At 40.8% G+C, this 20936-nt stretch carries 22 protein-coding genes and 1 pseudogene; 7 read left to right on the top strand and 16 right to left on the bottom strand.

The window, feature by feature from the left end:
* A pseudogene (locus tag FTT98_RS14580) lies at positions 1-92 on the top strand (IS5/IS1182 family transposase); the annotation flags it as partial.
* Positions 93-140: 48 nt separating this feature from the next.
* On the opposite strand, the gene fumC reads toward FTT98_RS14580, so the two are convergent.
* The 3 genes from fumC to FTT98_RS14565 all read right to left on the bottom strand — a co-directional run bounded on the left by fumC (position 141) and on the right by FTT98_RS14565 (position 3854).
* Complete coding sequence (fumC, locus tag FTT98_RS14575; protein ID WP_111884341.1) at positions 141-1535, bottom strand: class II fumarate hydratase; 1395 nt, start codon at positions 1533-1535, stop codon at positions 141-143.
* A 199-nt stretch (positions 1536-1734) separates the two neighbouring features.
* Complete coding sequence (locus FTT98_RS14570) at positions 1735-2742, bottom strand: SDR family NAD(P)-dependent oxidoreductase (RefSeq protein WP_180177505.1); 1008 nt, start codon at positions 2740-2742, stop codon at positions 1735-1737.
* 515 nt (positions 2743-3257) lie between these two features.
* Positions 3258-3854, bottom strand: coding sequence for a phosphatase PAP2 family protein (locus tag FTT98_RS14565; protein WP_180133420.1), 597 nt, complete (start codon positions 3852-3854; stop codon positions 3258-3260).
* A gap of 302 nt (positions 3855-4156) precedes the next feature.
* On the opposite strand from FTT98_RS14565, the gene tusD reads away from it, so the two are divergent.
* From tusD to FTT98_RS14545, 4 genes are read left to right on the top strand one after another with little or no spacing between them, the layout of a single operon-like run.
* On the top strand, positions 4157-4525 hold the full coding sequence (tusD, locus tag FTT98_RS14560; protein WP_180011419.1) for a sulfurtransferase complex subunit TusD: 369 nt from the start codon (positions 4157-4159) through the stop codon (positions 4523-4525).
* Positions 4526-4570: 45 nt separating this feature from the next.
* On the top strand, positions 4571-4921 hold the full coding sequence (locus FTT98_RS14555; RefSeq protein WP_078193833.1) for a hypothetical protein: 351 nt from the start codon (positions 4571-4573) through the stop codon (positions 4919-4921).
* A gap of 13 nt (positions 4922-4934) precedes the next feature.
* Positions 4935-5222, top strand: a complete 288-nt coding sequence (locus FTT98_RS14550) for a DsrH/TusB family sulfur metabolism protein (RefSeq protein ID WP_078190986.1) — start codon at positions 4935-4937, stop codon at positions 5220-5222.
* 48 nt (positions 5223-5270) lie between these two features.
* On the top strand, positions 5271-5582 hold the full coding sequence (locus FTT98_RS14545) for a TusE/DsrC/DsvC family sulfur relay protein (protein ID WP_111884335.1): 312 nt from the start codon (positions 5271-5273) through the stop codon (positions 5580-5582).
* Between the two features lie 82 nt (positions 5583-5664).
* On the opposite strand, the gene FTT98_RS14540 is transcribed toward FTT98_RS14545, so the two are convergent.
* On the bottom strand, positions 5665-6144 hold the full coding sequence (locus FTT98_RS14540) for a helix-turn-helix domain-containing protein (protein ID WP_180177504.1): 480 nt from the start codon (positions 6142-6144) through the stop codon (positions 5665-5667).
* A gap of 148 nt (positions 6145-6292) precedes the next feature.
* Positions 6293-7192, bottom strand: coding sequence for a LysR family transcriptional regulator (locus FTT98_RS14535; RefSeq protein ID WP_180011413.1), 900 nt, complete (start codon positions 7190-7192; stop codon positions 6293-6295).
* 97 nt (positions 7193-7289) lie between these two features.
* Between FTT98_RS14535 and FTT98_RS14530 the strand changes: the two genes are divergently transcribed.
* Both FTT98_RS14530 and FTT98_RS14525 read left to right on the top strand, forming a co-directional pair.
* Positions 7290-7742: a CidA/LrgA family protein gene (locus tag FTT98_RS14530; protein WP_180022109.1), complete on the top strand. Its 453-nt coding sequence runs from the start codon at positions 7290-7292 to the stop codon at positions 7740-7742.
* On the top strand, positions 7739-8449 hold the full coding sequence (locus tag FTT98_RS14525; RefSeq protein ID WP_171262654.1) for an LrgB family protein: 711 nt from the start codon (positions 7739-7741) through the stop codon (positions 8447-8449). Before FTT98_RS14530 ends, FTT98_RS14525 begins: the two co-directional genes overlap by 4 nt.
* A gap of 66 nt (positions 8450-8515) precedes the next feature.
* On the opposite strand, the gene FTT98_RS14520 is transcribed toward FTT98_RS14525, so the two are convergent.
* The 11 genes from FTT98_RS14520 to FTT98_RS14470 all read right to left on the bottom strand — a co-directional run bounded on the left by FTT98_RS14520 (position 8516) and on the right by FTT98_RS14470 (position 20606).
* A complete protein-coding gene (locus FTT98_RS14520) occupies positions 8516-9262 on the bottom strand; it encodes an adenosylcobinamide-GDP ribazoletransferase (protein ID WP_180110937.1) in 747 nt (248 codons plus the stop codon).
* The gene (locus FTT98_RS14515) at positions 9259-9882 is read right to left on the bottom strand and encodes a histidine phosphatase family protein (protein WP_180106050.1); all 624 of its coding nucleotides are present in this window, start codon (positions 9880-9882) and stop codon (positions 9259-9261) included. The genes FTT98_RS14520 and FTT98_RS14515 overlap by 4 nt, the downstream gene beginning before the upstream one ends.
* On the bottom strand, positions 9883-10935 hold the full coding sequence (gene cobT, locus FTT98_RS14510) for a nicotinate-nucleotide--dimethylbenzimidazole phosphoribosyltransferase (protein WP_180110938.1): 1053 nt from the start codon (positions 10933-10935) through the stop codon (positions 9883-9885). It abuts the gene before it with no gap.
* Positions 10932-11453, bottom strand: coding sequence for a bifunctional adenosylcobinamide kinase/adenosylcobinamide-phosphate guanylyltransferase (cobU, locus tag FTT98_RS14505; RefSeq protein ID WP_180110939.1), 522 nt, complete (start codon positions 11451-11453; stop codon positions 10932-10934). The genes cobT and cobU overlap by 4 nt, the downstream gene beginning before the upstream one ends.
* On the bottom strand, positions 11450-12124 hold the full coding sequence (locus FTT98_RS14500; RefSeq protein ID WP_373683976.1) for a 2'-5' RNA ligase family protein: 675 nt from the start codon (positions 12122-12124) through the stop codon (positions 11450-11452). Before FTT98_RS14500 ends, cobU begins: the two co-directional genes overlap by 4 nt.
* Before the next feature lie 190 nt (positions 12125-12314).
* Positions 12315-14486: a bifunctional mannitol-1-phosphate dehydrogenase/phosphatase gene (gene mtlD, locus FTT98_RS14495; protein ID WP_180177503.1), complete on the bottom strand. Its 2172-nt coding sequence runs from the start codon at positions 14484-14486 to the stop codon at positions 12315-12317.
* 236 nt (positions 14487-14722) lie between these two features.
* Positions 14723-15943: an MFS transporter gene (locus FTT98_RS14490; RefSeq protein WP_180022103.1), complete on the bottom strand. Its 1221-nt coding sequence runs from the start codon at positions 15941-15943 to the stop codon at positions 14723-14725.
* Positions 15944-16054: 111 nt separating this feature from the next.
* A complete protein-coding gene (locus FTT98_RS14485; RefSeq protein ID WP_180177502.1) occupies positions 16055-18322 on the bottom strand; it encodes a TonB-dependent receptor in 2268 nt (755 codons plus the stop codon).
* A 15-nt stretch (positions 18323-18337) separates the two neighbouring features.
* A complete protein-coding gene (locus FTT98_RS14480; RefSeq protein ID WP_257230221.1) occupies positions 18338-19609 on the bottom strand; it encodes an MFS transporter in 1272 nt (423 codons plus the stop codon).
* Positions 19585-19977 carry a hypothetical protein gene (locus FTT98_RS14475; RefSeq protein WP_078190999.1) on the bottom strand — a complete coding sequence of 131 codons (393 nt, stop codon included), beginning with the start codon at positions 19975-19977 and terminating at the stop codon, positions 19585-19587. Before FTT98_RS14475 ends, FTT98_RS14480 begins: the two co-directional genes overlap by 25 nt.
* Positions 19974-20606, bottom strand: coding sequence for a GNAT family N-acetyltransferase (locus FTT98_RS14470; protein WP_168378659.1), 633 nt, complete (start codon positions 20604-20606; stop codon positions 19974-19976). Before FTT98_RS14470 ends, FTT98_RS14475 begins: the two co-directional genes overlap by 4 nt.
* Positions 20607-20936 lie beyond the last annotated feature (330 nt).

The following is a 20936-nucleotide window of genomic DNA, read 5'->3' as shown; positions in this document are numbered from 1 at the left end:
TTAGAGGAATTGCCACAAGATACGATAAGCTAAAACGTAACTATCAAAGCGCTGTTGCTTTAGCTTGTATATTTATATGGTTGCCTCTTTAGCTCAATTTATCGGCTGTAAATGTCAACACACCCTAATCTCAAAACAATTTATTTTGTATTTGGTGAAACCATTTGCTCAGGACGAACCACTTCATCAAATTGCTCAGCAGTAACTAATCCGAGTTCTACCGCAACTTGTTTTAAGGTTTTGCCTTCTTTATATGCGGTTTTAGCAACTTTCGCAGCATTTTCATAACCAATTACTGGATTGAGCGCCGTAACTAACATTAATGAATCATGTAAGAAATGATCGATTTTTTCACGGTTTGGTTCAATGCCTACTGCACAGTGGTCATTGAAGCTATTACATGCATCGCCGAGGAGTTGAATAGATTGCAATAGGTTAAAGGCAATAACAGGCATAAACACGTTTAATTCAAAGTTACCCGATGCACCGGCAACATTAATGGTTGTGTCATTTCCAAGTACTTGAGCAACCACCATCGTCATGGCTTCACTTTGAGTTGGATTGACCTTACCTGGCATGATGCTTGAGCCTGGCTCATTTTCTGGAATGCGTAGCTCACCAAAACCACAACGTGGGCCACTGGCTAACCAACGCACATCATTAGCGATTTTATTTAAACTTGCAGCAAGTGTTTTTAAAGCACCCGACGCGAATACAGCTGCATCACGCCCTGCTAGTGCTTCAAATTTATTTGGCGCAGTGACAAATGGCAGACCCGTTTGTTTCGCAAGTTCTGCTGCTGCTTTTACAGCATATTCAGGATGTGCATTCAGACCTGTACCGACCGCTGTACCACCTAGTGGTAATTCATACAGTCCTTCTAAAGCTTGATTTAAACGCTTCAAACCATGATCGAGCTGTGAAACATAGCCGCTAAACTCTTGGCCTAATGTTAAAGGCGTTGCGTCCTGTAAATGTGTACGGCCAATTTTAACAATATCTTTAAAATCGTTAGATTTAGCTTCTAAGGTATTACGCAGTTTTGTTACTGCAGGAATTAAAAGCTCATTGATTTGTAGACTTGCAGCCACATGAATTGCGGTTGGGAATGAATCGTTGGTCGATTGAGCACGATTGACATGATCATTGGGATGGACAGGTTTTTGTGAGCCCAACGGATTACCCAGTTTTTGATTGGCAATATTGGCAATTACCTCATTACAGTTCATGTTACTTTGCGTGCCTGAACCAGTTTGCCAAACTACCAGTGGAAATTGTGCATCCCATTGACCGGAGATCACTTCTTCGGCTGCATTGACGATATATCCAGAAAGTTCCTGAGGGATTTGACCCAATGCTGCGTTGGTGATCGCAGCTGATTTTTTCACGAGACCCATTGCACGAATCATTGGACGTGGTAAACGTTCACCACCAATTTTAAAGTTTTGCAAACTACGCTGTGTTTGTGCACCCCACATCGCATCGCTAGGTACTTCAACATCGCCCATTGTGTCATGTTCAATACGTGTTTGCATAAATGACCTCATATCCTTATCTATAAAACTTGAACGTCTGTGCAGAATCAAATTCTGCTGATAAATACAGTTTAGGTAACTTGCTTAGGTTTGTAAATAATAACCATTATCAATTATAAATGATTTATTTGATAATCTTTATCGTGATTTTATAAAGAAAATCATGCACGATGATTAAATTTACCGAAAACAAGACGAGTTAATTCCCTCTTAATGTTTGTTGATAGAAACGCCATTCATCTTCTAGCATTTTCTTTAAATCTTGTTCAGGCTGCCAATCAAAAGTACTTTTCGCTTTCTGTGTACTTGCCCCAAGCTGGTCATATTCATGGCTGGGGTAAAAACTAGATTCGACCGTCTTAATCTCCGCCTGTGTCACTTCTGAAAGCGTATCTAACAGTTGCTGTATCGAAACCAACTCACCTGAAATATTAAAAGCCTCACAGGCGAATTGCTGCTGCGACAACCATTGCAAACATTGCCACACCGCCTTACAGCAGTCGAGTACATGCAAGAAACTCCGTTCCACAGTACCATCTTCAGTTTTAGCTTGTTTGCGAAGTTCAATAAAGTCTCGTTGTAAAGCCCTGACTTGCATCGCAAGCGGCACGATATTTTTTGGCAATGGCGCAACAAACTCACCTAAAACTGCATGTTCGAAAGCACCTGCGACGTTTCCTAAACGCAAAATCGCAATTTTCCACTCATTATCAGTACGTGCCGTATCCCGTATAATTTCTTCCACCATTTGTTGAGATTTCACATAGGGATTTGGATAGGTAAAATTGATTTCTGTGTCTTCTGTTAATTCTGCCGACGACTGTCCATATACCGCTAAACTTGATAAATGGATCAGTGTTCGTACACCTGTTCGCTGCATAGCACGCAGCAAACTCATGATACAACTGACATTATCATTATAATATTCAAGTGGTTTAAGGACGGATTCTTCCAATGACTTAAAGCCTGCCGTATGAATGACAGCATCGACGGTATATTGTTCAAATACTTTATTGAGTGCGGGAGTATTGCGAATATCGAGTTTGACAAAAGGCACATACATGCCTGAAATAAATTCTAGTCGTTCAAGTGTTTGTAAATTTGCATTGGATAAATTATCCACAATAATGACTTCTTGACCTTGAGCCATTAAACTCAAGGCTATATGTGAGCCTATAAAGCCTAAACCACCAGTCACTAAAATCATTGTTTAGATACTCCTTATAGTTATCAAGCTTTTACAAATCTTTGGCATCATCTTGGTGTCGTCACCAACTTATCTACAGATCTAAATTTTGAAACTTCGCCTCAGCATTTTTCATGAGCCGAACAATCTGCAAGAGCATTCTAGTTTTATCTTACTGCTTTAGAATTTTGACTGTGTTGCAGTTATGGATATTAACTGTATTTGATTTACGACAAATGATCTCGCTAGCGATCCAATTTGAAGACATCACAATTATTCGTGGCATTTGAGTGAACGCGTTTAGAAGAAGATATTTAAAAATAGTCGCACTGCAAACATATTACACAGCAACAAAATATTAGAAATGATCTTATCGAATGAGCAAACAGCATTGAGCAGTCTGACTATTTTTTGAGGTATAGGATCTGGATGTGAATGCCAGATGAATCATTAGAATTATTCATCTAGCAAGATGTTGGCAATGTAACTATAGCAGCAGCAAACTTTAGAAATCGCAGATATCTAAGGAACTTAATTTAGCGGATATAGCCTTTTTTAATCATGGCTGAGAATAGGAACTCGTAAACTTTTAAGATCAAGCTCACCAAATAAGACCCATATTTTCGCCATAAAGACAGTCCGACAAAATTCAGCAAAACTGCAATGATCAGCGCCCCAGCCATATCCATTGGATAATGCACACCCAAATAGACTCTCGACCACGCCACAAGAAAAGCGAAAGCTAGAAATACATAGCCGACAGCTTTTTGCTTTGAAAAAATATAAGAAAATGCAATCGTACTAAAAAACAGCATGTGATCACTCGGGAATGATCCATTTGGTGAATGTTCTATAATCGTGCGTCCAACGTCCAAGACAAAGGGTCTAGGATAGTAAAAGAAACTTGAAATCACTTGGCTGATCAGAAAAGCGACGATAGTAAACACAGTGGCTTTAACGATTTGCTTTTTTGTATCAAAACTTCCTTTAAACCAAGCCAAAAACATCAAAAGAATCACGATATAAAATAGATCATTGGCTATAAATATGGCAAAAGAAATGGTGAAATCTAAAGCATTGTCCGAAGCATTGATTGAATTAAATAAACTTAAATTAAATTTCTCTATATTCATGAGGTGGTTTAAAAAAATGAAAAGATCATAGCACTCTGTAAAATCAAAAATTGCGTTTTATTCATATAAAGATTTTTCAGTATGTAACCGCACAGTTTATTTATGAAAAGTGTTAGCTTGAGGCTGAATCCCAAATAAACCAAAAGTTATATTTGAAGAAAAATTGGCAATGACTTCGCTGCCTAAATAAGCAAAACTTTGCAAATATTCAGATCATTGAGTAAATCATTGTATACTAGCTTTTTCTTCTGAACTCAGAACAAACTGTCGATCTAGACCGTTTATTCATTTAGTGAATTTCGATGAGTACTCTATTACTAATTACCTCCTCACCCACTTCGATACTGGCTTGGCATGCTTTGGGTCTTGCCCAAGCGCTGAAGCAGAAAGGCGAAAACTTTCGGGTTTTTTTCTATCAAGATGCTGTAAATGTGGCGAATGCCCTGCAATGGGTGCCTGATGATCAACGCAAACTCAGTAGAGAATGGCAAAAACTCGGCATTCGTTTACCTGTTTGCGTAAGTGCAGCGCTCGCACGTGGGATCACAGATCAGGAAAATGCACAGCGTCACAATATTCAGCAACATAATCTAGCTGAGCAATTTGAACTTGTGGGCTTAGGTGAACTTGCCGATGCCGTACAAACTGCAGACCGTTTATTGCAATTCTAAGTATTTTTATTGCCGCGCATTTGTAGCATTGAAAAGGAAAATTACGTGAAATCTGTACTGGTTGTTTTAACCCATGCAAATCTTGCAAGCTTACAAGTACATGAAAGTCTTTCTGCGACCATGGTGCTTGCAACCTTCGGTTGTGACGTAAAAGTGTTGCTCAAAGATGCTGCGCTAAGCTTACTTCAAGCAGAACAAGAGTTTAGTCAGCTCAAGCATGCGTTTAAACTCGCTTCCAACATGGTTGATAGCTTTGAGTTTTATGATCTCACCCCGATTTATATTGAACAAAAAAATTCACAGCATCCATTTGTGATCAATAGTGAACAAGAACTTGAGTTTGTTCAATTCAATACTGAATTGATTCAACAATTTGATCATGTGTTGTATTGGTAAAAGAGGAATGATGATGTCAAATTCTACGCTGTATTTAGTCCAAGCCAGCTACGCCAATACCCTACAGCACATCCAGCAGTTAGCCAGTTTAATCAACCCTGAAGATGCGATCATCTTGATGGGTGAAGCAGTCTTACATATTGCAGATGAACAAATTCAGCAATTTGGCACATGTTATGTACTTGAAAATGATGCTGAAATTTTAGGTAAAAGTATGAATTATAGTCATATGAAAGTGATCGACTATGCCGCTTTTGCTGATCTATGCCTTAGATTTAAACGATGTATTTCACTCAAATAATTTGAGTAAAAGCGATCCATTTCTACAATCTTCTCTTTTGGAATGAATATGAATCTTGAATTAGACCAAGATGGCCATTTGGTGGATTACACTATTTGGAATGAAGCTGTTGCCCAAGAACTGGCTAAAAGTTTAGAACTTGAGTTAAGCCCTTGGCATTTTGAAGTTTTACAAGCTGTACGACAGTTTTATCAACAGTTTGGTCACTCACCGGCAACTCGCCCACTCATTAAATTTTTAATGAAAACGGTGAGCGCTGATATTAATAATGCGGTGTTACAAGACAAATTTAACACGGGTTTGGTCGCTCGGCATTTAAGTCGTTTAGCGGGAATCCCTAAGCCTGCAAATTGTTTGTAATTTTAAAGCAATCTAAATACCGCTTAGGCTATTTTGGCTAAATAGATGTAAATCAGCATCTTGAAGAAAGCCATAAAACAGCTTAGGCAGGTTTTAATTGATTTAGAGCGATGTAATAGGCTTGGGTAAATATAGGTTTGACCTGTTTGGCTTGGATCGGTTCAGCACAACATGAGCACACTAAAACCGGTTTAAATTTTTGCCCACATACCTGATGCACATATTCAACAGGTGATCCTAAGCCCTGATCCATATATTGATCGGCCCAATGTGTCATAGCTAAAAGGATTGGATACAAGTCTAAGCCTTTTTGCGTCAGTCGATATTCAAAACGTTCCTGACGCTCGACATAAGCAACTTTGGTTAAAATACCCTCTTCAACCAAACGCTTTAATCGGTCGGATAACACATGACGCGTCACACCGAGATTTTGTTGAAAGTCATCAAAACGTCGAATGCCCATAAATGCATTACGGATAATCAACATGGTCCAACGATCCCCTAGCACTGAAAGCGCACGAGCGATTGAACACGGTTGTTGACCAATATCATCCCATTTCATTTTATGAACCATCAAAAATAACGACCAACACCCAATTTAATTCATGCCTGTTGATTTTGCAAAATCCTTTTCAATAATCTTTGATATACAAATCATAAATCAACCTTCATTTCCAATCATTTATTTATCGGCTTGATCTGTGAACGAACTAAAAATGTATTTTGTCTTTATTGTCTTCAATGATTTCTAGCCATGCACGCGTTGCGGGACTCATGGCAACAGTGGTATTCCAGGCCATACTGAGTTTCCAGTCTAGGTTTGGATTTTCTAATTCAGCCATATGGTATTTTGCCGCATCAAGTTGTTCACAATAAATTTTAGGCAGGAGTGCAATCCCGACATTTGAATCTACCATTTTGGCGATGAAGTCCCACTGGCTACTTTTACACACTACATTGGGCTCAAATCCGACGTAGTTTGCCGCCTGTATAATGATGTCATTGAGTGTGAAGGTATCATCATATAATAAAAAGGATTCTTCTTTTAATTCAATCAGCGATACTGTTTTTCGCTTACGCCACTGTGAGTTTTTTTTGGACAATAGACACAAAGGTGACTCCATCACTGGAATACCACTCAGCACCGGTTTCAAGTGACCCAAAATAATCCCGACGTCGACCTGTTTTTTTAAAATGGCATTTTCAATACCTGTTGCCCCTACCTCAAAAAAGCTTAATTCAATATTCGGGTATTTTTTATGAAACAGCGCAATTAACTGACTGAACAATACCGATGCCAATGGCGGTAAACCTAGAGTCAATTTACCTTGTTTTAAGGCGCGAACTTGGGTGACAGTATCAAGCATCCGTTGTTGTTCATTCAAAATCACTAAAGCATGCTGATAAATCTGCTCTCCCATATAGGTGAGCTGTGCTTCCCTTTTTCGACCTGCTTCTCCTTTATGAAATAAAGGCACTCCGATCTCGTCTTCTAACTGACGAATTAATTTACTAATGGTCGGCTGAGTGACAAAAAGCGCTTCTGCTGCATGACTAAAACTCTGTTTTTGTACGATGGTCACAAAGACTTTTAGGCTTTTAATGTCCATTATTATTCCATTTAAGCATAATTAATAATTAATTATTCATAATTATACAGGGTATGCACTTTTAAAATAGCGTCATCTCCTATTCTACTGTCGTCTCATGGATACGTTTCCACAATCTACTTCCAAATTTACCCAGTTTCTTAAAACTTTAGCGCAGCTAAGTTTATTGATATTGATCTGGTGGATTGGCTCTTGCATTCAATCTTGGTTTAACTTGCCGATCTCTGCTGGCGTGATTGGTTTATTGCTCCTTTTAGCCGCATTGTTGAGTGGTTTATTTAAAATGCAGTGGATCAAACAAGGCTCAGATTTTATTTTGGCTGAACTGGTTCTATTCTTTATCCCCTGTGTAGTTGGATTAATTAAATATCAAGATTTATTACTCAGCTCTGGCTGGCAGTTAATTTTAGCCGTGGTACTGGGTACCGTCTGTGTCATGGTGTTTACAGCATTTACGGTTTATTGGGGCTTTAAACTCGAGGCAAAACTTAAAGCGAAACACCAAACTGCGACAGATCATGATGTCAACACAGCAGGAAAAACCTTATGAACGATTTTGGGTTGAACAGCATCTCTGTATTGTTTTTCGTCCTGACCCTTGTCGGTTATATTTTGGCGAAAAAGCTACATCGTAAGTTACCGTATATGGTTCTTTCCCCTGCACTATTCGTCCCGTTTGTGCTGATTATACTCATGCTTTGCTTTCATATTTCATATGACACCTATATGCAAGAAAGCCAATGGATTGTATGGATGCTCGGCCCTGCCACTGTGGCCTTTGCTATTCCCATCTATGAATATCGACAAATTATCCGTCAGCATGCGCTGAGTATTAGTTTGGGCATCGTGATTGGCATGTTAGCAGGAATTATCAGTGCTTTTTATTTGGCACAGTTGTTTCAGTTTGACCAAGAAACGTCTTATAGCTTAATGGCACGTTCCATTTCTACCCCCTTTGCCATGGAACTTACCTCGAATATTGGGGGTTCAGTCGAATTGGTGATTCTATTTACCATGATTACTGGGATTGCCGGCGTGGCTTTGGCTGACCTAGTTTTGGCTGGGCTTAAATTGCATTCACGCTTTGCGCAAGGTGCGGCTCTTGGCAATGCTGCACATGGATTTGGTACAAGTAAGGCGTTATCACGTCATAAAGAAGAAGGTGTTGCAGCCTGCTTGAGCATGGTACTAGCTGGGGTCTTTATGGTATTGCTTGGGCCATCACTTATTCATTTGGTCATTTATCTATTAGGATAAAATAAAAAGCCCAGTGCATTAGCTGGGCTTTTTTTAAATCAGGAGTTAAGTCATTTCACTGTAAAACTAAGCAATTACATAATGAAGTGCTATGACAAACGCTAAAAGACTCGACACCTCTGTGATTTCAATCGCTGCACCAATTGTATCGCCCGTCACGCCACCTATACGCTGAATAAATTTCCATCGTAAATACAGTAAAGTACAAATAAACGTAAATATACTCACAACTCCAGGCCAGCTAAAATACAAACATGCACTTAGGCAGAGTGTAAATATCATGTATGCCGACTTTCGTGGAATAGTTGCTGCTATCGATGAGCCTAAGCCTTTTTCACGGACATACTGAGTTGTTAAAAACAAAAATAAAGGGGCTAAACGACCTAATACTGGAAATACAATCAATGCCAAATACATTTGCTGTTGTAGCAAAACATAAAGTGCCGACCATTTGAGTAAGCAAATCACGACGAGGCTCAACACACCAATCGGCCCACATGCAGGGTCTTTCATGATTTTAAGTGTACGCTCGGCATCACCAAAGCCACCGACCCACGCATCTGCCGTATCTGCTAAACCATCTAGATGTAAACCACCTGTGAGCCAAATCCAGACCACAAGCAAAATACTGCTAAGTAAGATGATCGGCAGGCTGTGAAATGTGAAAGCAAGCAAGGCAAGAATGCCGCCAATCAACAATCCCACCGCTGGATAAAACAGCAAAGACTGTCCATTTTGCTGTTTCGATGGCATCGCTTTGAGTTGAATCGGGAAAGTCGTGAGAAACTGGAGAGCAATCCAAAAAGGTGTCATTCACTTTGCTCCAAAATACGAATATTTGCACGATTTTTCACAATGAATGAATTTAATTGTCCCAATTCGGCAGTCATTTTTAATAAATCATCTAAATGACTTTGCTGTGCCATACATTTTAATAATTTAATCACACCACCATGGGAAACCAATAAAACGCGGTCCCAATGATGCTGTTGAGCCTGCAAAACTAGCTCATCTAGACCGCTTAATATCCGTTGTTGAAATTGCTGAAGACTTTCTGCATTCGGTGGCGTAAATGTACTTGGACTTTGCCAAAACTGTGCGAGTAACTCTGGGGTGTTTTCATAGATATGCTTGGTTGATACTGCTTCCCAGTCACCAAAATGCATTTCTTGAAACTTCGCATTTTCAAACATTGGACGTTCAAGCTGTTGAGACAGTTCCAAAGCAAATAAACGGCAACGCTGTAAGTCAGAAGTGATGATGACATCCCAGCTCGCTAAACCGTATGTATACGTACCGTCTAATGCTTCATCTATGGTCTGCTGCATCTGCTGCCAACCTTTTTGCGTCAAAGCATCATCTGTAGAGCCACGTAAGGTATGGCTCAGTTCAGTCTCACCATGACGCAATATATCTAAACGGAAATGTTCCATTTAAACTTTTTCACCAATCACAGCAGCTTGTGCGAAAGTCGCCATGTTATTATGTAAGCGACATGCCAAACGAATTAAACCCAAGGCCGCACCGGCACCGCTGCCTTCACCTAAACGTAAATTCAACTTTAAGAGTGGTTCAGCTTCAAGGGCTTGGAGTAAACGTTGGTGCCCATATTCAGCCGATTGATGACCAAAAAGCATCCACTCACGTACAGCAGGATTTAAACGAACAGCGACCAAGGCAGAAACCGTACTAATAAATCCATCCACGACCATTGCCAGACCCAATTGCGCACAGCGAATGTACGCTCCAACCATCGCGGCAATTTCCAAACCACCTACAGCACATAGAGCTTTAAAGACATCTTGGCCGACATAGTCCTGATGTAAAGCTAAAGCTTGATCAATCACTTGTTTCTTATGTGCCAATTGTTCAGCACGAATACCTGTACCAACACCTGTCAGTTTTTCGGCCGGCTCATTAAATAAAAAACATGCGACAGCAGAAGCCGAACAGGTATTGCCAATGCCCATTTCCCCTGCGACATAAATAGACGCACCTGCAGCGATAGCATCTTCAACACTTTTACGGCCAAGATTCATCGCTTCAATACATTGTGATTCGGTCATCGCAACAGTTTTAGCAAAATTTGCCGTACCTGCGGCAATACAGTGGCGCTCTACCCCTGCATATTCATAGGCTTCACCCACCGAACCACAGTCAATCACTTGTAGTTTGGCTTGATACTCACGTGCAATGACACTAATACATGCACCACCGGTCGTGAAGTTTTGTAGCATTTGGCGTGTGACAGCTTGAGGATAGGCCGAAATATTTTCTTCCATCACACCATGATCACCTGCAAAGATGGTGATCCATGGAAAATCCATATTAGGCTGATCTGTATTTTGTAATGATGCAAGTTGCACCGCAACATTTTCAAGTTCTGAAAGCGAGCCCGTAGGTTTAGTTAGCTGTAACTGGTGATTTGACGCCTGTTGCTTAGCTTCGATACTTGGATTTTGACAGGGTTCTTGCCACCAGTTCATGCTTTATCTCCTTTTAAGATCATTGGAAAACCTGCAACACAAAACACCACATGGTCAGCGATTTGACCAATTTGTTGATGTAAGCGCCCAGATTCATCGACGAATTTTCGACTGATTTGTCCCATGGGAACAACGCCCAGCCCAGTTTCGTTACTGACTAAAATAATGTCTGACTTTAATTTTGGCAGCACCGTAAGTAATTTTTGGCATTGATGCTGTTGAAAGTCTGCTTGTTCATGCAGCAATAAATTACTCATCCACAGCGTTAAACAATCGATAAGAATGGTTTGATGAGCTTGGTCTATTTCAACTAAGCGGTCGGCTAAATATAGAGGCTCTTCAATCAGCCCCCAATGTTCAGGTCGGTCTGCTTGATGATGCTGAATTCGCTCCTGCATTTCATCATCATAGGCTTGTGCTGTAGCCACATAGATCACGGCTTGAGCACTTTCTTTGGCTTTTTGTTCTGCAAGTCGGCTCTTACCTGAACGCGCCCCACCCAAAATGAAATGAATCATGACTGTGCCATCTCTATATTTTGTCTAAACTGATGTTGATAATAAGGACTTAATGCCCCTTGTAGTACTTGAGCCTGATAATGACCAAAAGTCAGTTGCTCGCTTTCAAAATCAAAGCAGTGCTGTTCAACTTGTTGGATTCTTTCAAAAATATCATCGCTATTCCATGCCTGTTTATACAAGCCCAATGTGATATGCGGACAATATTCGATCGGTGCAATTTCATTCGAACTTAAATTAAAAGCTTGACGTAGATGCTCTAACTTACGATCTAAATCCACAATTTCAATAAACAGCGCGCTTTGAAAGCTATTGATCTGACCTGTACGTAACCGAATATTAGATAGCGATAACTGTCGAAGTTGTTGTCGGTGCAGTGCCAATTCATCTGCTGAGAAATTATCATTCCATCGTTGTTCAGAATGATCTATTAATTGGGTTTTATTTAACTCTTCAATAAAGCCACAAATAAACACGGTAATATGAAATTGGCGCGTATTTGGCGTGTATAAAAGATCTGAAAACTGCGCTCGAAGTGCTGCGAGATACGCCAATAATTCAGGATCCTGTATTTCTATATACCACAAAGCATAGTGCTGACGACCTTGATGCCAATCGGGATAATCCTGATTGAGCGTCGGTACGACTTGCATTGAGGGTTTTAAAAACACAGATAAATCACTTTAAATTTAATCTGCTTTATTAAAGCATGAATCAAAACAGACTTTGCCCAATTTTGATTTAGTAATATTCATTTAAAGCTGAAATTCATTCATCTAAAGCTTCTTTGTAAGAAAAAAATGCCGAGTCATACTCAGCATTTTGATTCAATATACATTGCGCACAGATAAGCATTATATTTTAGGCAAATTTCGCAGTATCTTTCTGATCTTGCGTTACAGCATGGTTTTTCCAAGATGTAAACTGCTCTGTGGACTGATCAGAAAAATGCTGCAACTGTATCATTACATTGGCCTCAATCTGTTCAATACGTTCCAGTTGTTCAAGCTCGTTGGTCTTTTTCAGTTCTGAAAATTGCAACTGGATAAAGTTGATAGCCTGATCCATCGTACATTGATTTACACTCACGGCATACATCAAACCATAGACAATCCCTTGTTGTAGATGTGTTGTCTCCAGTCCATATTTCACATTGGTCGCCAACGAGCCCAACACTCGTTCATTAATTGCAAGTTTACGTAAAGGATCTCGTGCCACACGCGCACATGGATCTTTATACGCATGTTCACAAGAGTTTATAAAGCTTTCTGCCAGTCGTGTTAGATCAAAAGCACGATTTGGTAAGCATCGTGCTAAACCAGCCTGCACCTCGCCAATGAGTTCATGCATAAATTGATCAACGCGATTATCTGCAAGTGCCACACCTATGGTTTGATGATTGAACAGTGCAGATTGCCAAGCCAACATGGCATGCACGCCATTCCATAAGCGATTTTTAATTAACTGGATATCTTCAATATGATCGACCAAAATCATTTGACGCATTTTTTCTAACAAAGGACTGTTATTTTCTACATAGATCGGCATGTCAGATTCAGCATTGAATAAAATTAAATCCATGCTTTGCAATATATGACTTGGGTGAAAATTGCGTCGCATATCCTCAACATATAAAGTAGCCTGACGTTCCTGATCTGGATTTAATTTCGTCGCATCTTCTAAGTCTAATTGAGCATCTACTTCAAGTTCATCTAATTGAAATTGTTTGAAAATATTATATTTTATACGGAGCTGACGATATAGGTTTTGGTCACTTAACTTAGACACCATGCGGTTGACCACGGTATCGCAAAAATAATGTTGTTGCACGATTTTCTCTGCAACGACCGCTCCAGCAAGCTCAGTTAAAGCCTGTTTTAAATGTGACATTAATAATTGTTTTGCTCCGACTTTGTTCAAAATGATCAGCATCGTTAGAGGTTCGATGGCTTTCTCATCATGTGCAATATGTCGTGCATACAGGCCTTGTGCAATGGTTTTGGCCTCTTCTGCAATCGCTTTTTCAGGCAAACAGATGGCAACCAAACTTGACTCTGTGTACATCTCTTGCATCTGCTGAATATTTTCAGCATCAATGACTGCCATGTTTTCAATGCGTTCGTCATAAGACAATTGACCATAGCGAATACAATAGGTACCAAATGCATTGACCGCAGAGCGATATAAAGGGTTACGTGTCGAAGCATAGATTTTTTTCGGGCGAGTATAACCATCCCAATGCGACAAAATTTGAGCTAAATAGCCACCACCAATCGCCCCAAAACCATGAATACCGACTGTGAGTTGATTGAGTGTTTGTGGAAAAGCCTCTTGCACAAGTGGCATCTCTAAATGCGCGGTGAACGGATCAAGTTCCGTCAAGCAGTCATACATACATTCATAATAATATTTGGCTTTGGACAGCATGTTTTGATTGGGCGATTTAATATCTTTAAACAGTACGGTAATACCGCCAGCGTCAAAGGCTGAAGTCACACCATTTTCCGAATCTTCAAACATCAAACAATCAGCAGGACTTAAATTCAGCTTTGCGGCAGAACGTATAAATATTTCCGGATGCGGTTTACCATTTTCAACTTCATCACCACAGACTAAGACATCAAAGAACTTATACACATTGGCATTGATGAGATACTCTTCTGCGATTGCGCGGCGACTCGATGTTGCTACGGCCATTCGTAGTCCTGACTTGCGTAAGCGTTCTAAAACTTGAACCAAGCCTTTTTTGATCGGTACACCAAACTGACGAACATGCTCCAGCTCTAATTCATCTGCACGTTTGCGAATATCTGCGTATGGAATGTTTTCATCATATTCGGCTTGGGCCAATCGATGCGCGCTTTGTGCACTTAGCCCCAAACAATTCATCAGATACGATTCGGAAAACTCAACACCGGTCAATTCAAGAGATGCCTGTTTCAATGTTTGAAACCGTAAACGTTCAGTATCAAACATTGTTCCATCCATATCAAAAATGGCGCCCAGAACCAAATCATTATTAAATTTAAGCATTTAACCTCCGTTATTTTTTTATGTAAAAAGAATAACGGAGAAAACTATTGATTCAGTACTTTGAGAATTAATGAAACAATTGTGGTTATTTTTTAATCAAAAATCTTGCTTTTAAAATCTATTTTGTAAGATCAATCACCGATCAAGTAACATCATGTAATCAAAACCATCTATTGGCAGGATAGTCCTATCTTCACACCGACCTATTGAAGTATTTATACAACTCGATGCATATTTCACTCAGTCACTCGCTTCACGGTTTGAGTTTTGGTTTGAAATAAAAAGAATACGATCAGACCGAGCATCACTAAAAATAAAAAATAATACGGAAATTCTTTGTGCCACTGGTATAAACCCGTGCTAATCAGTGGCCCGACAACAAAGCTCAAAGCCTGAGTGGCTGTACACCAACTTGCCACCTTGGTCTGTAACGCACTGGGCGCCGTTTGCGCTGCACCCGTTGTAAATGCAGGGATTAAACACGCAACCGATATACCATATAACAGGTACGTGGCTTGGAATATCCGTAATTCATTGGTGAAAACCGAAATTAGCAAGGCTGCAGCCATGCTAAACAGCCCAACCCACAGTAAGCGATATACAGACCAATTTAAATATTTAGAAATCAGTGTTTGCATCACCACCAAAGCAATACCCACGATGAGAGAACACTCTGCAAAATGCACTGCGCCTTCTGCAGCAGTCATATTAAAGCGGTCTTGAATATAAAACCCGGCCGTTAAATTTACGGTCACGATGGCAAGATAGAGACTAAATCCCAACATTAACCATGGATAGCATTGCTGAATGCTCAAATCCGTAGATGCTGCCTCATGCTTTTCTGTCACTGGCTTTTCAACGCTATGCTGTTCGGTATGTCGGTCAAAGCTGAACACCAAGACCACAGAAATCAACGCTAAAATAATGATTGCTGCCCAAAGCGGCGTCATGATTCCACCAAAGCCCAGCAGCAAGGTGGTTAGAAATGGACCAATGATCACGCCTGCACTATTTAATGCACCGAATTTTGACATTGCTTGTGAACGCTGCTGCTCATTGCTAAAACGGGTCATCACATAAGTTTGCAAGGCAATCTGTGGCATCGCCATAAATACCCCAGTCGCTGCGCGTGACAACATTAATAAACTAAATAGCAGCAACATCCCTATATGAACAGTAAGGCCATACATCAACACGGCTGTAAATAGCCCCCATGTCACAGCCATGCCCACAAAACCGATACTCAAGAGTTGATAAATCGAAAACTTAGATTGATTTTTTGAAATGTAAATGGCACCGACAGCCATCAGCAGCGCACCGACGGAAACCATCGCGCCACCTTGTAGCTCAGTAAGTTTTAACTCACGAACCAATGGCGCCAACAGCGGCAATATCATCGAGAAACTTGCACCATTGGCAAGACTGGCGGCAATAAACAGTTTGTTATTTCGATCCATTATTTTTGTTATCCATTTTTAATGGCTACGTTATAAACAATAGAGGTGACTTAAGCCACCTCTATTTTGTAAGTCACGATACCGTGCTTTAAACCCGATTCAGGAGTTAAATTAGTATTTCACTGTATAACTTAAACCGTAGGTGCGACCTTGAGCAGCTAGGCTAGAAATTGGGCCATAGACAGTTTCAACCGACTGACTGTATACCGACTTATAATCCGTATTCCACACGTTGTAGACACCAAAGCCCACATTACCCGGTCCTACTTTTGCATTGGCAATCACGTCCATCGTTGCAAAGCCTTTAATTGCCGCTGCTGGAGCAGATCCATATTTCACAGCGTCTTTTTGGGCTTTGTCTGTACCGCCAATCGCTAAAGCTTGTACACGTAGGCTCATGTCATTATCAAATTGCCACTCTGAAAATGCTGTACCTTTTAAAGGTGCTACACGAATAGCATCCAATTCTTGCCAGTCACCTTGGGTATTTTTAAATTGGCCCGTGGTATATGCAACTGTGCCCCCAACTGTCCAATTTGGTTGAACTTCATAACTGGCATTGGCTTCGACACCATAGATACGTTCATCGGTATCAATAACATCAATGGTGTAATTCGGCGCACCAAATTTCAGGCTTTTATCTGAGTCATTATAAAAAGCTGTCACTCCTGCATTTAAACCACCGGCATTTTGTACACGCCAACCGAGTTCATAGTTATTGACTTTAATCGGGTCAATGGTTTGGCTATTAATCACAGAATTTGCTGGCACATCGCGCAGCATACGTTGCACATCGGGCAAGTTTGAACCTTGTGAGAAATTCGCAAACACTTGCTGTGCATCTGTTAAGTGATACACCGCGCCAACATTAAACAGCGTTGCATCATGTTTTACTTTGCCGCCATTCAGTGTTTTCGCCACATAACCTGGGGTTAAATCTGCAGTTATGGCTTCCATATAAGGCACAGATGAATCGACATCGCTTTCTACACGTTCATGGCGAATGCCGGCTTGTAAGCCTAGTCGGTCGGTTAATTCATATTGCGCTTGGGCAAATACCCCAAGTTTTTCTGTTTCAACATCAGGGCCAAAGGCATAATAGTTAAACGGCTGATAACTCAGACCATTACTTTGAATAAATGTAGCACTGTCATACATTTGGATATTTTGTTGATCTTTTTCATTTTCATAGTCCACACCATAGGTTAGCCCCAGTTCACGACCATTTAAGTTAAGATCTTTTTGTAGAGCAACACGTGCGCCTAACACATCAATATCGGTTTCTGACTGATACACCAAGAAGAGTTCAGGGGCCATTTGACGTGCAGATGGGAACCACCGTGCTTTTTCATTTCGATAATAGGTTTCAGCGTTTAGACGATGCCCTAAAATATCCTGATTTTCATATTGTGCGTTGACGCTATAACGTTCAGTTTGTGGTTGTTCAGCAAGTTGTAAGCCTTTTACTGCATTTAGTGACAACGGCAGCTTGCCACCCACGGGCTGTGAGCGCAGCGCATTTAAATTTGGACCATAGTCTGGACCATAGTCACTATCTTGCTCATCATTATAATATTGCGCACCAAAACTCAGCGTTTGACCATCGGCAATTTTCCAACTGACACGACCATTTAGATCTAAGGTGTCGGTATCTTGACGGTCTGTTTGCGCAATCTCAGGCCCAATACGGTTGCCATGGCTATCTTGTATTTCACCACGTTTGGTATAGCTTGCACCTAAAGTTCCGCGTAAATTGCCTTGATTAAAGTTCATGGTTTGTGCAGCTTCATAAGCTAGCGCATCAGACTTAAAATTATTACCAGAAGTGACACCGACTTTCGTTTCAAAACTCAGCGGCTCAGATCCACCACGTTTGGTGATGATATTGATAATACCGCCTGTCGCACCTGAACCATAAATACTACTTGCACCTGAGACCACTTCAATTCGTTCAATCATCGACGGGCTAATACTCGCCAGTTGTCGAGATCCATCACGATATCCCGTTTGCGGCACACCATCGATCATGTATTGCACCACACGTCCACGCATGGTCATCCCATAGTTAGACGTTGTACCACTCGATGGAGTCAGTGATGGCACCAATAAACCGACAATATCGGCTATGCTTTTACCTGCATTGGCTTGTTTTTCAATTTCTTCTTTAGGAATGCTGTACACCGTACCCGCAATATCGGCAATGCTTTTCGCAGAACGGGTTGCCGTCACGACAATCGGGGCCATTTTAGTGGCTTCTGTAGTTTGTGTTTCAACTGCTGTATTTTGTGCTGTGTCCGTTGTGACGTCTTGCGCATAAAGCTGAGTGCAAATTGCAAGGCTGAGACAAGTCAGTTGCATCGGTAGAGCTAAACGTTTCATATTCTTTTCCATTTCTTAGAGTTCCGATTGAGTCGGAAGTGTTTGAGTTTTTAAATTTTGTGTTTTTAAAACAATGCGTTGACTAAGTAAGACACTGATTACTGAGCCGATTGCCAATACCAAGTAAAAATGTCCATAGCCTAATGATTTTGCGAGAAAGCCTGAAAATGCGCCGCCAATAAAGTAAACGAGCAATTCAAAGCAAACTAATATGGTGAAATCGGTACCTGCCTGTTCTTTAGAACTGGTCTGCATGAAATAGGCATAGAGTGATGTCATGGCGATATAACGAATGGCTAGCATCAACACGACAAATAGACCTAAAAGCAGATGCCATTGATTCAACCACTCCAATACAACGGCTGCCCCAATGACGGCATATAGCAATGTACGTAACCATCCTGCCCAGACCAACAATTGCGTCACTTTGATTTTTTTCAGCAATACAGCTGCACTAACAGCTGCAATCAGACCGACACCGGCACCGACCACAGACATCAACACCCCGATCTGAGACAGTGACCATTTTTGATCGATCAACATGGGATTCAGCATTGCCATAGCGGGTGCTTCCACCACGCGATAACAAACGATGAGCAGCAAGGCCCAACGAATCGCAGGTCGTTTAAACGCTTGTCGTAGGCTTGGTTTGGCTTTGGCAATTTGAGTTTGTGGTTCTTCTTGAATAAAAAACACAGCAAACATGGTTAAAAATGTCAGCAGCGCTAAAGTTGTGAGCGCTGACTGCCAACCCCAATATTGGTAAATCCATAAAGTTGCAGCGCCACCAAGCATGCTACCGACGGCCACCCCAATACTCTGTGCCATACTGCCCAGACGGTAATTGCCTTCGGTAAATTTCTCTACGGTATAACCATCAATCGCAATATCTTGCGTTGCCGCAAACGTTGAAATCCATAAACCAACAATGACAAATAAAGTCAGCCCATAAGAAAACTGCGTAAAGGCTAAAACCAGTACCCCCAGTACCAATGCGATTTGCGTAAACAACAGCCATGTTTTACGTTTACCGAGTTTTTTGACATAGAGCTGATCGATCCAAGGCGCCCAAAAAAACTTGAATGCCCATGGAATATAAAGCAGCGATAACATGCCGATCCAGCGTAAATCTACCCCTTGATGTCGTAAAATGGCAGGCAAAGCCACATTGTAAAAATACAAAGGCAATGCATGTGCTAAGTACAAAATAATCACGACGCTCAAACTCAGGACTGAAATTTGAGATGGTGAAATTGCATGATTTAATTTTCTTGGGTGTTGTTGCATATCCACCTCTGCACTGCCCATTGCAGCGCATCAGACTGTTCTAATGAAACGTAATAAGGCACACGCCACGCTGCATGCAGCGCGGGTGTATTTAAACGTTTGAAGTCATCTGGATCTTGCGCAATACGCACCAGACCCAAACAATATTGAAAAAAGAGATGTTTAAACTTCTTGTACCAAACGGCCTGTATTTGCCGATATTCTTCAGGAAAAGTCGTTCCCTCAGCCGTTTGCATAACCAAAACAAAGGGCTGACTTTTCAGAAAAAAGCGCTCAACTTGAGTCAACCATTGTTCAAACTCTTCCACTGAAACATGCGCTGAAAAGCGCATGTCCAGTATGTGCATGTGGGTGCAGCGATAACTCATGACACCGCCTTAGCTAGTTGCTGATGCTGAAATGCCTTGGAGTCGTTTAAGTAATGACCAAATTTTGAATAAAATGTTTCTCTAAAGCAGTAATACAACATGGCGGTCTTTTCAGGCATTGGGATTAGGCGCTGCGCTTCATAGCACATGTCTTCAACTACGACGGCATAAGGCTTCACACTATGATCAGGCTCTCCCACAATCTTGGCTGATGCAGCATTTTCAAAGATATAAAAACTCAATAAACGCATGACGGGACGTAAATAGCCTTTACCAAAAACGGACTTTTCACCAAATAACAAATGCCAACCTAGATCAAGCTCATCACCGTCGTAGTACAAACCTAATCGATCCCGTTTTCCTTCGTAGATCTCTGTGTAGCCCACATCTTCACCATTTACCCCCACAATCAAAATTCGGTGATGATCATCTGCCAGCATTTTTTCGTAATACACTTTTAGTTCAGTTTCTGACTTATTGAGCTGCCACTGTGGAATAACATGCGGTTCATGCATCCATTTATGAACCAAAGCCATATCTTCTGGATATTGCATTTGTCGTAAGTAGTATTGCGTCTCATTCTCATGGTATTCATAAAAATCAGGTAGTTGTCGTGATAACGTTGTCATGATGTCGTCCTTTAAATTTGTTTAATCTTTTCTGTTCTTAGCTCAAAAATCTGTTTATGACGCAATACGATTAGTTGTCGTTTTCTGTTCGGCGGTATGCTGTTGTTTCGCCCACTGATTTAAAGTGCTTGGACTCACAGGGTTTGCAATAGGATCTAAAAATACAGGTACTGGTCGTTCTGCTTCGTCGTTATAACTGGTGGTGATGTGTGCTGAAAAAACAGGAGGTTTTAACTTGGTAAACTAAACACACTCATCAGGAGTTTACCATGAGCAAGAAACACAAGACTTACACCACAGAATTTAAAGCTGAAGCCATCAAATTAATTG

The organism is Acinetobacter sp. YH12039 (genome assembly GCF_013420015.1).
GTDB classification, from domain to species: Bacteria; Pseudomonadota; Gammaproteobacteria; order Pseudomonadales; family Moraxellaceae; genus Acinetobacter; species Acinetobacter amyesii.
This window is presented reverse-complemented; position numbering and strand designations above follow the sequence as displayed.

What these genes read in the sequence shown, in the direction of transcription:
- fumC (WP_111884341.1), bottom strand. Translation starts at nt 1,535, where the DNA reads ATGCAAACACGTATTGAACATGACACAATGGGCGATGTTGAAGTACCT.
- FTT98_RS14570 (WP_180177505.1), bottom strand. Translation starts at nt 2,742, where the DNA reads ATGATTTTAGTGACTGGTGGTTTAGGCTTTATAGGCTCACATATAGCC.
- FTT98_RS14565 (WP_180133420.1), bottom strand. Translation starts at nt 3,854, where the DNA reads ATGAATATAGAGAAATTTAATTTAAGTTTATTTAATTCAATCAATGCT.
- tusD (WP_180011419.1), top strand. Translation starts at nt 4,157, where the DNA reads ATGAGTACTCTATTACTAATTACCTCCTCACCCACTTCGATACTGGCT.
- FTT98_RS14550 (WP_078190986.1), top strand. Translation starts at nt 4,935, where the DNA reads ATGTCAAATTCTACGCTGTATTTAGTCCAAGCCAGCTACGCCAATACC.
- FTT98_RS14545 (WP_111884335.1), top strand. Translation starts at nt 5,271, where the DNA reads ATGAATCTTGAATTAGACCAAGATGGCCATTTGGTGGATTACACTATT.
- FTT98_RS14540 (WP_180177504.1), bottom strand. Translation starts at nt 6,144, where the DNA reads ATGAAATGGGATGATATTGGTCAACAACCGTGTTCAATCGCTCGTGCG.
- FTT98_RS14535 (WP_180011413.1), bottom strand. Translation starts at nt 7,192, where the DNA reads ATGGACATTAAAAGCCTAAAAGTCTTTGTGACCATCGTACAAAAACAG.
- FTT98_RS14530 (WP_180022109.1), top strand. Translation starts at nt 7,290, where the DNA reads ATGGATACGTTTCCACAATCTACTTCCAAATTTACCCAGTTTCTTAAA.
- FTT98_RS14525 (WP_171262654.1), top strand. Translation starts at nt 7,739, where the DNA reads ATGAACGATTTTGGGTTGAACAGCATCTCTGTATTGTTTTTCGTCCTG.
- FTT98_RS14520 (WP_180110937.1), bottom strand. Translation starts at nt 9,262, where the DNA reads ATGACACCTTTTTGGATTGCTCTCCAGTTTCTCACGACTTTCCCGATT.
- FTT98_RS14515 (WP_180106050.1), bottom strand. Translation starts at nt 9,882, where the DNA reads ATGGAACATTTCCGTTTAGATATATTGCGTCATGGTGAGACTGAACTG.
- cobT (WP_180110938.1), bottom strand. Translation starts at nt 10,935, where the DNA reads ATGAACTGGTGGCAAGAACCCTGTCAAAATCCAAGTATCGAAGCTAAG.
- cobU (WP_180110939.1), bottom strand. Translation starts at nt 11,453, where the DNA reads ATGATTCATTTCATTTTGGGTGGGGCGCGTTCAGGTAAGAGCCGACTT.
- mtlD (WP_180177503.1), bottom strand. Translation starts at nt 14,486, where the DNA reads ATGCTTAAATTTAATAATGATTTGGTTCTGGGCGCCATTTTTGATATG.
- FTT98_RS14490 (WP_180022103.1), bottom strand. Translation starts at nt 15,943, where the DNA reads ATGGATCGAAATAACAAACTGTTTATTGCCGCCAGTCTTGCCAATGGT.
- FTT98_RS14485 (WP_180177502.1), bottom strand. Translation starts at nt 18,322, where the DNA reads ATGAAACGTTTAGCTCTACCGATGCAACTGACTTGTCTCAGCCTTGCA.
- FTT98_RS14480 (WP_257230221.1), bottom strand. Translation starts at nt 19,609, where the DNA reads ATGCAACAACACCCAAGAAAATTAAATCATGCAATTTCACCATCTCAA.
- FTT98_RS14475 (WP_078190999.1), bottom strand. Translation starts at nt 19,977, where the DNA reads ATGAGTTATCGCTGCACCCACATGCACATACTGGACATGCGCTTTTCA.
- FTT98_RS14470 (WP_168378659.1), bottom strand. Translation starts at nt 20,606, where the DNA reads ATGACAACGTTATCACGACAACTACCTGATTTTTATGAATACCATGAG.